This window comes from Streptomyces olindensis, assembly GCF_040645895.1.
GTDB lineage: Bacteria > Actinomycetota > Actinomycetes > Streptomycetales > Streptomycetaceae > Streptomyces > Streptomyces olindensis.
This window is the reverse complement of sequence record NZ_JBEYZD010000011.1, coordinates 154,631-168,252: the sequence shown is the minus strand read 5'-3', so window position 1 is coordinate 168,252 and position 13,622 is coordinate 154,631. Positions and strand designations below refer to the sequence as shown.

The following is a 13,622-nucleotide window of genomic DNA, read 5'->3' as shown; positions in this document are numbered from 1 at the left end:
GGACCGCTGGGGCTACGGCATGGCCTCCGTCCGTTTCATCTGCGGCACCCAGGAGGTGCACAAGGAGCTGGAGGCGCGGCTGTCCGCGTTCCTCGCGGTGCCGGGGCTTTGGCCTTGCGAAGACTAGGCGGCCGCGCAGTTCGGGCAGACGCCGCGGTACGTCACCTCGACGTCGGAGACCGTGAAGCCGAAGCGCTCGGAGTCGGGGAGGTCCGCCAGCGGGTTGCCGATCGGGTGCACGTCCCGGATCGCGCCGCACTGGGCGCAGACCAGGTGGTGGTGCGGCCGGTGGGCGTTCGGGTCGTACCGCTTGGCGCGCTGGTCGGTGGAGACCTCCAGCACCTCGCCGAGGGAGACGAGCTCGCCGAGCGTGTTGTAGACGGTCGCCCGGGAGATCTCGGGCAGCTTGGCGACGGCCCGGGCGTGGACCTCGTCGGCCGTCAGATGGACGTGTTCGCCGTCGAGGACCTCGGCCACGACGCGCCGCTGCGCGGTCATCCGCCATCCGCGTCCGCGCAGGCGTTCCAGAAGGTCACTCATGGCCACCAGCCTAACAGCAAAGGGGACCAGGTCCCGAACAGGTGTGACTTTAGAGCCGCGCTTGCTTTAGACAATGTCTATTGTAGGATCGAGAACGACTTTGGCCAAGGATCAGGTTTGGCCAGGATGGGTGCAGGAGGCGCACGTGACGCAGGGACCGCTTACGACGGAGGCCGGGGCTCCGGTCGCCGACAACCAGAACAGCGAGACCGCGGGCGTCGGCGGCCCGGTGCTCGTCCAGGACCAGCTCCTGCTGGAGAAGCTGGCCCACTTCAACCGTGAACGCATCCCGGAGCGCGTGGTGCACGCGCGCGGTGCGGGCGCCTACGGCACCTTCACGGTGACCGCCGATGTCACCCCGTACACGCGCGCCGCGTTCCTCTCCGAGATCGGCAAGCAGACCGAGGTCTTCCTGCGCTTCTCGACCGTGGCCGGCAACCTGGGCGCGGCGGACGCCGTCCGCGACCCGCGCGGCTTCGCGCTGAAGTTCTACACCGAGGAGGGCAACTACGACCTCGTCGGCAACAACACCCCGGTGTTCTTCATCAAGGACGCCATCAAGTTCCCGGACTTCATCCACACCCAGAAGCGCGACCCGTACACCGGCTCGACCGAGGCGGACAACGTCTGGGACTTCTGGAGCCTGTCGCCCGAGTCCACGCACCAGGTGACCTGGCTCTTCGGCGACCGGGGCATCCCGGCCTCGTACCGGCACATGGACGGCTTCGGCTCGCACACCTTCCGGTGGAGCAACGCGGCCGGTGAGGCCTTCTGGGTGAAGTACCACTTCAAGACGGACCAGGGGATCAAGAACCTCACCAGCGCGGAGGCCGCCCGGCTCGCCGGTGAGGACCCCGACTCGCACCAGCGTGACCTGCGCGAGGCGATCGAGCGCGGCGAGTACCCGAGCTGGACCGTCGGCGTGCAGATCATGCCGGTGGCCGAGGCGGCGACGTACCGGTTCAACCCGTTCGACCTGACCAAGGTCTGGCCGCACGCGGACTACCCGGTCGTCGAGATCGGCAAGCTGGAGCTCGACCGCAACCCGGAGAACATCTTCGCCGAGGTCGAGCAGTCGGTCTTCAGCCCCGCCCACTTCGTGCCGGGCATCGGTCCGTCCCCGGACAAGATGCTCCAGGGCCGCCTCTTCGCGTACGGCGACGCCCACCGCTACCGCGTCGGGATCAACGCCGACCACCTGCCGGTGAACCGCCCGCACGCCACCGTGGCGCGCACCAACTCCCGTGACGGGTACCTCTACGACGGTCGTCACGGGGGCGCCAAGAACTACGAGCCGAACAGCTTCGGCGGCCCGTACCAGACGGACCGGCCGCTGTGGTCCGCCACGGCCGTGAGCGGCGCCACCGGCAACCACCCGGCTCCGGTGCACGCCGAGGACGACGACTTCGTCCAGGCGGGCAACCTCTACCGGCTGATGTCGGAGGACGAGAAGGAGCGCCTGATCGCCAACCTGGCGGGCTTCATCGCCAAGGTCTCGCGCGACGACATCGTCGAGCGGGCGATCGAGAACTTCCGTCGGGCCGACGGAGACTACGGCAAGCGGCTGGAGGCCGCGGTCCAGGCCCTGCGCGGCTGAACTCCAGCACTGGACCGCTTGCGGTAGTGGACGGGCCGGGTTCCCCTCGGGGGCCCGGCCCGTCCGTTCGCTCCGGGGCCGTCAGGCGGGGACCCGCTGACGTGCCGGAGCCCAGCAGCGGATGATGTCGCGGACCGAGACGATGCCGGCGGGTTCGCCGCCGTCCAGCACGATGAGGTGCCGGAAACCGCCGTGGGCCATGGCGCCGGCCGCCTCCTCCAGGGTCCAGGCCGGAGCGGCGAACACGACGTCGGTGGTGGTGTGGGCGTGGGCGCGTTCCGTGTCCGGGTCCTGGCCGAGGCCCACGGAGTTGAGGATGTCGCGTTCGGTGAGGATGCCGATGCCGCCGGCGTCCGGGTCGTGGACCACCGCCGCGCCGACCCGGCGGGCGGACATCAGCGCGGCGGCCTGGCGGAGCGTGTGGGTCGGACCGATGGTGAGGACGACGGTGCTCATGGCGTCACGGACGAGCATGGATGGAGCCACCTCCTGGGAGTGTCCCCGCCTTTGTTCAGCTTTTCACAAGTTCACAAGTGGGGGGACTCCCAGAGTGGCAGGCAAAGGGAGGGTCAACAAGGGGGCAGTCAGTAGCGCTGGTTGAGGTATCCGAGCAACTCGTCGTGGAGCAGGCCGTTCGACGCGGCCGCGTTGCCGCTGTGCGGGCCCGGGCGGGCGTCGAGCCCCGTGAAGCTGCCGCCGGCCTCCGTGACGATGATCGCGTTGGCGGCCATGTCCCACAGGGACAGCTCCGGCTCGGCGCACATGTCGACGGAGCCCTCCGCGACCATCATGTACGGCCAGAAGTCGCCGTACGCGCGTGTGCGCCACACCTCGCGGGTCAGGTCCAGGAAGCCGTCCAGGCGGCCCTGCTCCTCCCAGCCGCTGAGCGACGAGTAGGCGAAGGACGCGTCGGAGAGCTTGGAGACGCGGGAGACCTGCAGTTTGGAGGCCTTGGTGAGGCTGCGGCCGGAGAACGCGCCGTGGCCCTTCGCGGCCCACCAGCGGCGGCCGAGGGCCGGGGCGGAGACGACGCCGACGACCGGCTGGAAGCCGCCCTCGCCGGCCTCCATGAGGGAGATGAGAGTGGCCCAGACGGGGACGCCGCGCACGTAGTTCTTCGTGCCGTCGATCGGATCGATCACCCAGCGGCGGGGGCCGGTGCCCTCGACGCCGTACTCCTCGCCGAGGATCGCGTCCCGCGGGCGGGCGCGCTGGAGTTGGCCGCGGATGAGTTCTTCCGCGGCCTTGTCCGCTTCGCTCACCGGGGTCATGTCCGGTTTGGTCTCGACCTTGAGGTCGAGGGCCTTGAACCGGTCCGTCGTCGCGGCGTCCGCGGCGTCGGCGAGGACGTGGGCGAGGCGCAGGTCGTCGAGATAGTCGGGCATGTGACGAACCTATCTGCCGAGGTGGGGGTGGGGCTACAGGGGGTTTGTGTGGGTGGGGGAGTGGTGGGGTGACCCGCTTGAGGGGCGCCCGGTCGGGCGGACGCCCCGCGCGACACGGCCGAAACGCGCCCCCACGCGCGTTCGCGAACCCTTGACAGTGGTTTCACGCGCGTCAAATCTGGGCGCAGAGCCGCTCGCCCCAAGGGGAGGCGATGATGCCTGCAGCGCGGGAATCTCTACTGGACGCCGCTTACACGGCGCTGGCGCGCCGGCCGTGGTCCGCTGTGCGCATGGTGGACGTGGCCGCGGCGGCCGGAGTCTCCCGGCAGACGCTGTACAACGAGTTCGGCAGCAAGGACGGGCTCGCCCGGGCGCTGGTGAGAAGGGAAGCCGACGGCTACCTCGCGGGTGTCGACCGCGCCCTCGCCGAGCACAGCGAGCCGCGCGACCGGCTCACCGCCACCGCCGAGTGGACCACCTCCGCGGCCCGTGACAACGCCCTCGTCCGCGCCATGCTCACCGGCTGCTGGAGCGAACGGCTGCCCTCCCCGGCCCTGTCGGCCGTCCCGTCCACCTCCGCCGTGCCGGCCCAGCGCCGCGCCGACGGCCCGCTGCCCTCGCCCGGCGACTTCGTCGCCCTCGTCCGCGACCGGGCCGTCTCGGTCCTGGCCGGGCCGGGCACACCCAAGTCCGACACCGCCGAGCTGGCCCGCTCCTGTGAACTCGCCGTCCGGCTCGCGCTGTCCTGCGTGGCCGCGCCGCCCGGCGACGGCGGCGTCGCCGACCTCGTCCGCAGCGCCCTGCACCGGCACGCCGGTTGACGGCCCGTCAGTGCGTCGAACCGGACAACTGCAGCCCGATCACGCCGATGATGACCAGGCTGATCGACACGATCTTCAGCGTCGACACCAGGTCACCCAGGAACACCATGCCGTAGATCGCCGTCCCCGCCGCCCCGATGCCGGTCCACACGGCGTAGGCGGGACCGACGTCGAGTCTCTTCAGGGCAAGGGTCAGCAGACCGAAGCTGCCGAGGGCGAAGACGCAGAACGCGACCGTCGGCCAGAGCCGGGTGAAGCCGTGCGACAGCTTCAGGCACACGGCGAAACCGGTCTCGAGCAACCCGGCCACGATGACCAGCAGCCACGCCATGTGTCGTCCTCCCGTAGCCTCACGTTCAGTGACCGCTTCGTCGCGTTTTGCTCAGGCTTGCATCCGGCTTGGTGCGATTATGCACTTACCGTCCGCACGCCATCACAAACAACGCGGAGGTCAGTCGCCTTCCTTGCGCTCCCGGGTGGCCAGCAGCCGGCGCAGCGAGTACAGCCGGGCCGGGTCGGCGTGCCCCTCGGACACCCACGCGTCCAGCGCGCAGTCCTGCTCGTCGTGACTGCACGCGCGCGGGCAGCCCTCGGTGCCCGGCTCCAGGTCGGGGAAGGCGTGGATGACCCGGGACGGGTCGACGTGGTTGAGCCCGAAGGACCGCACGCCCGGCGTGTCGATCACCCAGCCGTCGCTGTCGGACAGCGGCAGCGCCAGCGCCGAGGTGGTGGTGTGCCGGCCGCGGCCCGTCACCGCGTTCACATGCCCGGTCGAACGCCGCCGCTCCTCGGGCACCAGCGCGTTGACCAGGGTCGTCTTGCCGACACCGGAGTGCCCGACGAACGCGGTGATCTTGCCGTCGAGCTGCTCGCGCACCCGCTCGACGGCGGCGCCGGACTCCAGTTCCGCCCGGCTGGTGACGACGTAGGGGATGTCGAGGTCGCCGTAGAGCTCCAGCAGCTTCTCGGGCGGGGCGAGGTCCGACTTGGTCAGCACCAGCAGCGGTTCCAGGCCACCGTCCCAGGCGGCGACCAGGCAGCGGTCGATCAGGCGCGGCCGGGGCTCCGGGTCGGCCAGGGCGGTGACGACGGCCAGCTGGTCGGCGTTGGCGACGACCACGCGCTCGAAGGGATCGTCGTCGTCCGCCGTGCGGCGCAGCACGGACGTGCGCTCCTCGATGCGCACGATCCTGGCCAGTGTGTCCTTCCTGCCCGACAGGTCGCCGACGAGGGCCACCCGGTCGCCGACCACGGCCGCCTTGCGGCCCAGTTCGCGGGCCTTCATCGCCATGATCACCCGGTCCTCGACGAGGCAGGTCAGACGGCCCCGGTCGACGGTGAGGACGAGGCCCTCGGCGGCGTCCTCGTGCTTGGGCCGGATGTTCGTCCGGGGCCGGGTGTTCCGGCGGCCCGGGCGGGTGCGGATGTCGTCCTCGTCGGTGTGCTTGCCGTAGCGGCGCATGACTGGTCCCCGCGTCCTACGCCCCGAGCATCCCGGTCCACAGGTCGGGGAAGTCGGGCAGGGTCTTGGCCGTCGTCGCCACGTTCTCGATCTGCACGCCCTCCACCGCGAGGCCGATGATCGCGCCGGCCGTGGCCATGCGGTGGTCGTCGTAGGTGTGGAAGATCCCGCCGTGCAGCCGGCGCGGGCGGATGTGCAGGCCGTCGGCGGTCTCCGTGACGTCACCGCCGAGCTCGTTGATCTCCTTGGTCAGCGCGGCCAGGCGGTCCGTCTCGTGCAGCCGCAGGTGGGACACGCCGCGCAGGGTCGACGGCGAGTCGGCGAGGGCCGCGACCGCCGCGATGCCCGGCGTCAGCTCGCCGACCTCGCTCAGGTCGACGTCGATGCCGTGGATCGCACCGGAGCCGCTGAACACCAGGCCGTACTCGGTCAGTTCGCAGGAACCGCCCATCTCGGTGAAGATCTCGCGCAGCCGGTCACCGGGCTGGGTGGTGCGGGCCGGCCAGTCCGGGATGACGACCTTGCCGCCCGTGACCAGGGCCGCCGCCAGGAACGGCTGGGCGTTCGACAGGTCCGGTTCGATGACCAGGTCCCGGCCGAGCAGGGCGCCCGGCGTGACCCGCCAGACGTTCGGCTCACCGCCCGACTCGGGCGTGTCCACCTGGGCGCCGACCGCACGCAGCATGTCCACGGTCATCCGGATGTGCGGCATGGACGGCAGCGTGGCACCGGTGTGACGGACCTCGACGCCCTGGTTGAAGCGCGGGCCGGACAGCAGCAGGGCGCTCACGAACTGCGACGAGGAGGACGCGTCGATCGAGACCGGGCCGCCGTCCAGGGCACCGCCGCCGTGCACGGTCAGCGGCAGCGCGCCGCGGCCGTCGTCGTCGATCCGGGCACCGAGCAGGCGCAGCGCGTCGATGACGCCGTCGAGCGGACGCTCGTAGGAACGGGGGTCGCCGTCGAAGCGGATCGGGCCGTCGGCGAGCGCGGCGACCGGCGGCAGGAACCGCATGACCGTGCCGGCGTTGCCGACGTCGACCGTGGCCGGGCCGCGCAGGCCCGTGGGCAGCACCCGCCAGGCCTCGCCCGTGCCGTCGGGGCCCACGCCCTCCTCGATCTCGACGCCCATCGCGCGCAGCGCGCCGGCCATCAGCAGGGTGTCGCGGGAACGCAGGGGGCGGCGCAGCCAGCCCGGCTCCGAGGCGAGGGCGGCGAGGACCAGGGCGCGGTTGGTGACCGACTTGGACCCGGGCACGTGGACCGTCGCGTCGACGGCTCCGCTCGCGTGCGGGGCGGGCCAGAGGGCGGTGTCTGCGGTGTTCGGGGCCATGCCTTTACTTTATAAGCAGGCCGTTGCCGGAGTGCGGGCCGTCGGTGCCGGGCGCACCCGCGCGGCTCAGCGGTGCCGGGCGCACCCACGCGGCTCAGCGGTGCCGGGCCGGAGTGCGGGCCGTCGTGGCCGGGCGCACCCACGCGGCTCAGCCGTGCCGGACCCCGGTCACATCTCCAGCAGCCAGCGCCCGCCCCCGATCAGCGAGCACAGCGACACGGCGTGGAACAGGAAGAACCACAATCCCGCCGGTACGTGCGTCAGTCGCGACAGCTGGTCCGCGTCCGAGTCGCCCGCCCCGCCGCGCGCCCGCTTCGCCTGGAGTTCGAAGGCCGGGCGCACCCCGCCGATCAGCAGGAACCACACCACCGCGTACGCGAACGCCGCCTGCACCTGCGGACCGGCCAGCCAGGACACCAGGACGAAGAGCCCACCGGTGATGATCATGGTGAGGGCGCCGTAGGCGTTGCGGATCATCACGAGCATGGCCAGCAGCAGGGCCGTCGCCAGCCACAGCAGGAGCGTGATGCGGCCGGCGCCCAGCAGGGCCGCGCCGCCGAGGCCCAGCAGGGGCGGGGCGGTGTAGCCGGAGGCCGCGGTGAGGATCATGCCGATGCCGTACGGCTTGCCGCGGCTGACGGTCAGGCCGCTGGTGTCCGAGTGCAGCCGTATGCCGGTGAGGGTGCGGCCGCTCAGCAGGGCCACCAGCCCGTGGCCGCCCTCGTGGGCGATGGTGATGGCGTTGCGCGAGATGCGCCACAGACCGTGCGGGACCACCACGGCGAGCGCGGCGGCCAGGGTCGCGATCACCACCCACAGGTCGGGGTCGGGCTGGGTGCCGGACACCTCGTCCCAGAGGGAGGCGAGCGAGGCGGTTGCGGTGCTGTCCATGTGGGGCAATGGCTCCCTGTGGTCGGATGGAATCTGGCAGTGTGGCACGTATGTGCGGACGGTATTCGGCGAGTCGTAGGCCAGAGGATCTCGCAGGAATCTTTGAGATCGAGAAGTGGGAGCCCGAGGAGACCCTCGAGCCCGACTACAACGTGGCGCCCACCAAGGAGGTCTACGCCGTCCTGGACCGCCCCCTGAAAGACGCGGACGACCCGCGCCCGGTTCGGCAGCTGCGCACGCTGAAGTGGGGGCTCGTGCCGTCCTGGTCGAAGACCCCCGAGGGCGGCGCCCGGATGATCAACGCCCGCGCGGAGACCGTCCACGAGAAGCCGTCCTACCGCCGCGCCTTCACCTCCCGGCGCTGCATCCTGCCCGCCGACGGCTACTACGAGTGGGTCACCGGCACGCAGGAGCGCGAGCTGGAGGTGGAGGGGAAGAAGAAGCGGCCCCGCAAGCAGCCCTACTTCGTGACCCCGGCGGACGGGTCGGTCTTCGCGATGGCCGGGCTGTACGAGTTCTGGCGGGACCGGACGCTGCCGGACGACCACCCGCAGGCCTGGTGGGTGACGTGTTCCGTCATCACCACCGAGGCCGAGCAGAGCCCGCTCGCCGTCGCCCCGGCCGAGGGGCCGCGGGCGCTGGCCGACATCCACCCCCGGATGCCGCTGATGCTCACGCCCGACCGCTGGGACGCCTGGCTCGACCCCTCCCGCACGGACGCCGACGAGCTGCGCGAGCTGCTCGCCCCGCCGCCCGCCGGGCTGATGCGCGCCTACCCCGTCGCCACGGCCGTCAGCAACGTCCGCAACAACGGGCCGGAGCTGCTCAAGGAGCTGGAAGGACCCGAAGAGGGCACACTCTTCTGACGTGACGCATGTGACGAAGACCGCCGGCACGGCCATCGAGACCGTCGAGACCGACGCCGGAACCGCCCGCATCACCTGGCACGGCGCGAAGAAGGCCCGGCTGGTGCTCGCCGTCAGCCACGGCGCGGGCGGTGGCATCGAGGCCCGTGACCTGGTGGCCCTGGCCGAGGTCCTGCCCGCCCACGGCGTGGCCGTCGCCCGGGTGGAGCAGCCCTGGCGGGTGGCCGGGAAGAAGCTGGCGCCCGCTCCGAAGACCCTGGACGCCGGCTGGCGCGGCATCTGGCCCGCCCTGGCGAAATCGGGTCTGCCGGTGATCTCCGGCGGGCGCAGCGCCGGGGCCCGGGTCGCCTGCCGTACCGCCGCCGAGCTGGGCGCCCACGCCGTGCTGGCGCTCAGCTTCCCGCTGCATCCGCCGGGCAAGCCGGAGAAGTCCCGCGCCGAGGAGCTGCTGGGCGCCGGGGTGCCCACCCTGGTCGTCCAGGGCGGCAACGACCCGTTCGGCAAGCCGGAGGAGTTCCCCCAGGGCGCCTACGAACTCGTGGAGGTCCCGTACGGAGATCACGGCTTCGCCGTGCCCAAACGTGCGGAGATCTCGCAGGACGAGGCCGTGGCGGTCATCACGGACGCGGTCGTGGAGTGGACCGGGTCACTCGGGTGAAGCTCCGGGAATGCCGGGGCGGCGAGCGCTGTTGTGCGGGACGTACGTGCTGGAGACCAGCACCGACGTCGTAGGAGAGGGAGTCCGCCGCATGGGTTCGACCATCTGCCCGACCCGCAGCAGCCGTGCCGACCTGGACTGGACGGTGCTGCACGCGGGCAAGACCGCCTCTATTCGGGCGGCGGGCGGACCGGATCGTCGTCTATCCTCCGATTCGGGTGAGACCGGTCTCGGTCTCACGAGAACACTGGAGGAGGTGGGTCCGGTCACTGGGACCGACGCAGGGACCGAACACGGCCAGGCGGAGCAGCCCGAGGGCCAGGGCGGCACGGGCGCGGAGACGGCCGCGGAGCGCAGCGCGCGCTTCGAGCGGGACGCGCTCGAGTTCCTCGACCAGATGTACTCGGCCGCGCTGCGCATGACGCGCAACCCGGCCGACGCCGAGGACCTGGTGCAGGAGACGTACGCCAAGGCGTACGCGTCCTTCCACCAGTTCCGCGAGGGCACCAACCTCAAGGCGTGGCTGTACCGGATCCTCACCAACACCTTCATCAACTCGTACCGCAAGAAGCAGCGCGAGCCGCAGCGCTCGGCGGCCGAGGAGATCGAGGACTGGCAGCTCGCCCGCGCCGAGTCGCACATGTCGACGGGTCTGCGCTCCGCGGAGTCGCAGGCGCTCGACCACCTGCCCGACTCGGACGTGAAGGAAGCGCTCCAGGCGATCCCCGAGGAGTTCCGCATCGCCGTCTATCTGGCGGACGTCGAGGGCTTTGCCTACAAGGAGATCGCCGACATCATGGGCACACCCATCGGTACGGTGATGTCCCGGCTGCACCGGGGCCGCCGTCAGCTGCGCGGCATGCTGGAGGACTACGCCCGCGAGCGGGGGATGGTTCCGGCCGGCGCCGGAGAGTCGAACGAAGCGAAAGGCTCGGGGTCATGAGCTGCGGAGAGCCGCACGAGACGGATTGCAGCGAAATCCTCGATCATCTCTACGAGTTCCTCGACCGTGAGATGCCGGACTCGGACTGCGTGAAGTTCGAGCACCACTTCGAGGAGTGCTCGCCCTGTCTCGAGAAGTACGGGCTCGAACAGGCCGTGAAGAAGCTGGTCAAGCGCTGCTGCGGGCATGACGACGTACCGGGCGACCTGCGCGCCAAGGTCATGGGGCGGATCGAGCTGATCCGCTCCGGACAGGCCGTCCCCGAGCAGGACGTCACGGCCTCGCCCGCCACACCGCAGGAGTCCTGACACTCCCGCGCCTTCCGACTACCCCGCCCCCGGGCGGGCAGTCACCCTCGAACGCGTCACTCGAACGTGCTAACCCGCGGGTCATCCGCCCGCGGAACCCCCCGCCTCCGCCCTAGGCTCCGGGCCTGACGGACATGGCCGGGGAGGGGCTCATGGAAGCGGTACCGGCGCGGGTACGCACGTACGTCGCCTGTGTCGCCATCACGGCCCTGCTCTGCCTGCTGCCCCTGCCGGGCGTCCGCACGCCCTGGTGGGCCGTGGCGCTGCTCGCCGCGCTGTACGCGGGCTGTGAGCGCGTCGCCCGGTCCCGGTTCGTCGGGATCTCCCATCCGGCCGGGACCTTCTACCCCGTGCTGCTCGCCGGTGCCTTTCTGCTGCCCGCGCCCGCCGCCGCCCTGGTGGCGGTACCCGGTGCGCTGCTCTCGCAGGTCGAGCAGCGGCCCGTGGCACTGCGGCGGATCTGGCGGGCCGCCCAGCTCGTCCTCGGGGTGTGGGCCGCGGCCAGGACGCACTGGCTGCTCGGCGGCCGGGACGCGGTCGCCGCGGGCGACGTCCCCTACGCGCTCGGGCCGGCCGGGGCGGCCGTGCTGGCGTTCTGCCTGGTGCTCGCCCTGCTCGACGGCGGGATCCTCGCCGTGGCCGAGCGCGTGCCGGTGCGGCGGGCCTGGCGGGGGCTGGTGGCGCGCTCCCTGGCGCCGATCGCCGTGCACGGGCTCGCCGGGCTGATGATGGCCGTGCTGTGGCGCAGCCCGTACGGCCCCGTGGCCGCCCTGCTCGTGCTGCTGCCGATGTGCGTCTCGTGGTGGGCGTTCGCCCAGTACCACCGGGAACGGGCCGCCCACCAGGCGACCATCCGGGCCCTCGTCCAGGCCGTCGACATCAAGGACGGGTACACGCGCGGGCACAGCGAGCGCGTCGGACAGGCCTCCATGATGATCGCCCGCGAGCTGGGCATGGACGACGAGCGCGTCGAGGTGCTCCGCTTCGCCGGCATCCTGCACGACGTGGGCAAGCTCGGCGTGCCCACCCGGCTGCTCCGGAAGAACGGGCCGCTGACGCCCGAGGAGCGCCGGGTGATCGAGCTGCACCCCGAGTACGGGCACGAGATGGTGCGCGGCATCGGCTTCCTCGGGGAGGCCCGGGCCGCCGTGCTGCACCACCACGAGCGGCTGGACGGCAGCGGCTACCCGTACGGCCTGGTGGGCCGTCAGATCCCGGAGTCCGCGCGGGTCGTGGCGGTCGCGGACGCCTTCGACGCCATGACCTCCAACCGCTGCTACAGCAGGGCCCGGCCCGTGCCGGTGGCCCTGGCGGAGCTGGAGCGGTGCGCGGGCAGCCAGTTCGACCCCGTGATGGTCGCCGCCCTGGTCGAGGCCGTCGGGCGGGCGGGGTGGCGCCCCGCCGTGACCGCCGACGGCACCGAGGACGCTGAGGGCGCCGAGGACGCCGAGGACGCTGAGGGCGCCGAGGACGCTGAGGGCGCCGAGGGCGCGCCGGACGCCCGCCCGCCGCGTGTGCCCCCGCCCGGCGCACCCGTCTCCAGCCGGCCCGGAGCACACCGATGAGCCCGCGGCGGCAGCCCCCGCTCCTCACCCTCGTCCACGCCTGTGCCGCCCTCCTCGCCGCCGGCTCCCTCGCGGTCACCCTCTACGGCGGACTCGAGGAACGCCGCGTCGCCCTCGCCTTCGGCGTCCTCGTCACCGTCGGGGAACTCACCCGGCGCAACGACGCCCGGATCAGGGAGCCCGCACCGCTCGGCGCAGCCGCGGCCCTGTCGTACGCGCTGCTCGGGGAGGCCGGCGGCCGGGCCACGCACCACGGTCCCGCCCAGGTCGTCGCCGTCGTCCTGGCCGCCTCGCTGCTCGGCAGCGTGCCGCACGTCGCACGCGGCCAGGGGCCCACGCTCGACCACCTGTCGCGCCGCGTCCTCACCGTCGGCTTCGTCGCCGTGTGCTTCCAGCCCCCGTACAACCGCGGCATGTTCGACGACTGGGGCGGCCCCGCCTACGCGCTGCTGCTGCTCGCGCTGCTGTCCCTGACCGCCCTGTGCGACGCGGTGCTCGCCGCCGCGCTGGCCCACTCCCGCACCGGCTGGCCCTTCGGACCGGTGCTGCGGGACGAACTGCGCGCCCTGTACGGCATCGGGTCCGCCGTCATCGCGACCGGGGCGGTGATGGCGCTGGCGGTCGCCGTCGTGGGGCTGTGGGCGCTGCCCGTCTTCTCCGTGCCGCTGCTGCTCGCCCAGATGTCGTTCCGGCGGTACACGGCCGTCCGGGCGACCTACCGGCAGACCATCGCCTCCCTCGCCCGGGCCACCGAGGTCGCCGGCTACACCCCCTGCGGGCACGCCCGGCGCGTCGCCGCGCTCAGCCAGGCCGTCGGCCGTGACCTGGGCCTGACCGAGCCCGAGCTGGCCGTGCTGGAGTACGCCGCGCTCATGCACGACATCGGCCAGCTCAGCCTCGTCGACCCGGTGCCGGCGGGCGCCACCGCCGGCCTGCCCGCAGCGGAGCAGCGGCGCATCGCGCTGCTCGGCGGCGCCGTCGTACGGCAGACGGGGGTCGACGAGGCGGTCGCCGTGGTCGTGGAACGGCAGGCCGACCCCTACGCGGAGCAGCCGCTCGCCGCGCGCATCGTCCGGGCCGTCAACGCTTACGAGGAGAAGTCCCGGGAAGGCGGGCCCGGCGGACCGCTGACGGCGCTGGAGGAACTCCGGCTCGCCACCGCCGGGGAGTACGCCCCGGAGGTGGTGGAATCACTGGCCCGGGTACTGGCGAGGAGCAGTCTGACCCTGCCCCTGGCTGGGTAACCCATGGGT

The 13,622-nt window shown here is 72.2% G+C and carries 15 protein-coding genes; 8 read left to right on the top strand and 7 right to left on the bottom strand.

Annotated features, from left to right (window positions below):
* Nucleotides 1-123: 123 nt before the first annotated feature.
* Nucleotides 124-540, bottom strand: a complete 417-nt coding sequence (locus tag ABZ948_RS09760; protein WP_359758382.1) for a Fur family transcriptional regulator — start codon at nt 538-540, stop codon at nt 124-126.
* A gap of 145 nt (nt 541-685) precedes the next feature.
* On the opposite strand from ABZ948_RS09760, the gene ABZ948_RS09755 reads away from it, so the two are divergent.
* Nucleotides 686-2,137 carry a catalase gene (locus ABZ948_RS09755; RefSeq protein ID WP_359758381.1) on the top strand — a complete coding sequence of 484 codons (1,452 nt, stop codon included), beginning with the start codon at nt 686-688 and terminating at the stop codon, nt 2,135-2,137.
* 81 nt (nt 2,138-2,218) lie between these two features.
* Here ABZ948_RS09755 and ABZ948_RS09750 read toward each other — a convergent pair whose 3' ends face one another.
* Nucleotides 2,219-2,611: a CBS domain-containing protein gene (locus ABZ948_RS09750; protein WP_359758380.1), complete on the bottom strand. Its 393-nt coding sequence runs from the start codon at nt 2,609-2,611 to the stop codon at nt 2,219-2,221.
* A gap of 110 nt (nt 2,612-2,721) precedes the next feature.
* Nucleotides 2,722-3,522: a histidinol-phosphatase gene (gene hisN, locus ABZ948_RS09745; protein WP_359758379.1), complete on the bottom strand. Its 801-nt coding sequence runs from the start codon at nt 3,520-3,522 to the stop codon at nt 2,722-2,724.
* Between the two features lie 212 nt (nt 3,523-3,734).
* On the opposite strand from hisN, the gene ABZ948_RS09740 reads away from it, so the two are divergent.
* Entirely contained in the window at nt 3,735-4,343 is a 609-nt protein-coding gene (locus ABZ948_RS09740; RefSeq protein WP_359758378.1) for a TetR/AcrR family transcriptional regulator, read from the top strand.
* A 7-nt stretch (nt 4,344-4,350) separates the two neighbouring features.
* Here the strand turns inward: ABZ948_RS09740 and ABZ948_RS09735 are convergent, their stop codons facing one another.
* The 4 genes from ABZ948_RS09735 to ABZ948_RS09720 all read right to left on the bottom strand — a co-directional run bounded on the left by ABZ948_RS09735 (nt 4,351) and on the right by ABZ948_RS09720 (nt 8,029).
* Entirely contained in the window at nt 4,351-4,674 is a 324-nt protein-coding gene (locus tag ABZ948_RS09735) for a DMT family transporter (protein ID WP_359758377.1), read from the bottom strand.
* 120 nt (nt 4,675-4,794) lie between these two features.
* A complete protein-coding gene (rsgA, locus tag ABZ948_RS09730; RefSeq protein WP_359758376.1) occupies nt 4,795-5,805 on the bottom strand; it encodes a ribosome small subunit-dependent GTPase A in 1,011 nt (336 codons plus the stop codon).
* 16 nt (nt 5,806-5,821) lie between these two features.
* A complete protein-coding gene (gene aroA / locus ABZ948_RS09725; protein ID WP_359758375.1) occupies nt 5,822-7,138 on the bottom strand; it encodes a 3-phosphoshikimate 1-carboxyvinyltransferase in 1,317 nt (438 codons plus the stop codon).
* Nucleotides 7,139-7,306: 168 nt separating this feature from the next.
* Entirely contained in the window at nt 7,307-8,029 is a 723-nt protein-coding gene (locus ABZ948_RS09720; protein WP_359758374.1) for a M50 family metallopeptidase, read from the bottom strand.
* Between the two features lie 50 nt (nt 8,030-8,079).
* Here ABZ948_RS09720 and ABZ948_RS09715 point away from each other — a divergent pair, with 50 nt between their 5' ends.
* The 6 genes from ABZ948_RS09715 (at nt 8,080) to ABZ948_RS09690 (ending at nt 13,613) form a co-directional block, all read left to right on the top strand.
* The gene (locus tag ABZ948_RS09715; RefSeq protein ID WP_359758373.1) at nt 8,080-8,895 is read left to right on the top strand and encodes an SOS response-associated peptidase; all 816 of its coding nucleotides are present in this window, start codon (nt 8,080-8,082) and stop codon (nt 8,893-8,895) included.
* Nucleotide 8,896: 1 nt separating this feature from the next.
* Nucleotides 8,897-9,553 (top strand): alpha/beta hydrolase family protein, encoded by a 657-nt coding sequence (locus ABZ948_RS09710; RefSeq protein ID WP_435857474.1) that lies wholly within the window; start codon nt 8,897-8,899, stop codon nt 9,551-9,553.
* A 256-nt stretch (nt 9,554-9,809) separates the two neighbouring features.
* Nucleotides 9,810-10,496 (top strand): RNA polymerase sigma factor SigR, encoded by a 687-nt coding sequence (gene sigR, locus ABZ948_RS09705; RefSeq protein WP_031114384.1) that lies wholly within the window; start codon nt 9,810-9,812, stop codon nt 10,494-10,496.
* A complete protein-coding gene (gene rsrA / locus ABZ948_RS09700; protein WP_037766109.1) occupies nt 10,493-10,804 on the top strand; it encodes a mycothiol system anti-sigma-R factor in 312 nt (103 codons plus the stop codon). Before sigR ends, rsrA begins: the two co-directional genes overlap by 4 nt.
* A gap of 152 nt (nt 10,805-10,956) precedes the next feature.
* Nucleotides 10,957-12,369, top strand: coding sequence for an HD-GYP domain-containing protein (locus tag ABZ948_RS09695; protein WP_359758372.1), 1,413 nt, complete (start codon nt 10,957-10,959; stop codon nt 12,367-12,369).
* A complete protein-coding gene (locus ABZ948_RS09690; RefSeq protein ID WP_359758371.1) occupies nt 12,366-13,613 on the top strand; it encodes an HD-GYP domain-containing protein in 1,248 nt (415 codons plus the stop codon). Before ABZ948_RS09695 ends, ABZ948_RS09690 begins: the two co-directional genes overlap by 4 nt.
* The last annotated feature ends 9 nt before the right edge of the window (nt 13,614-13,622 follow it).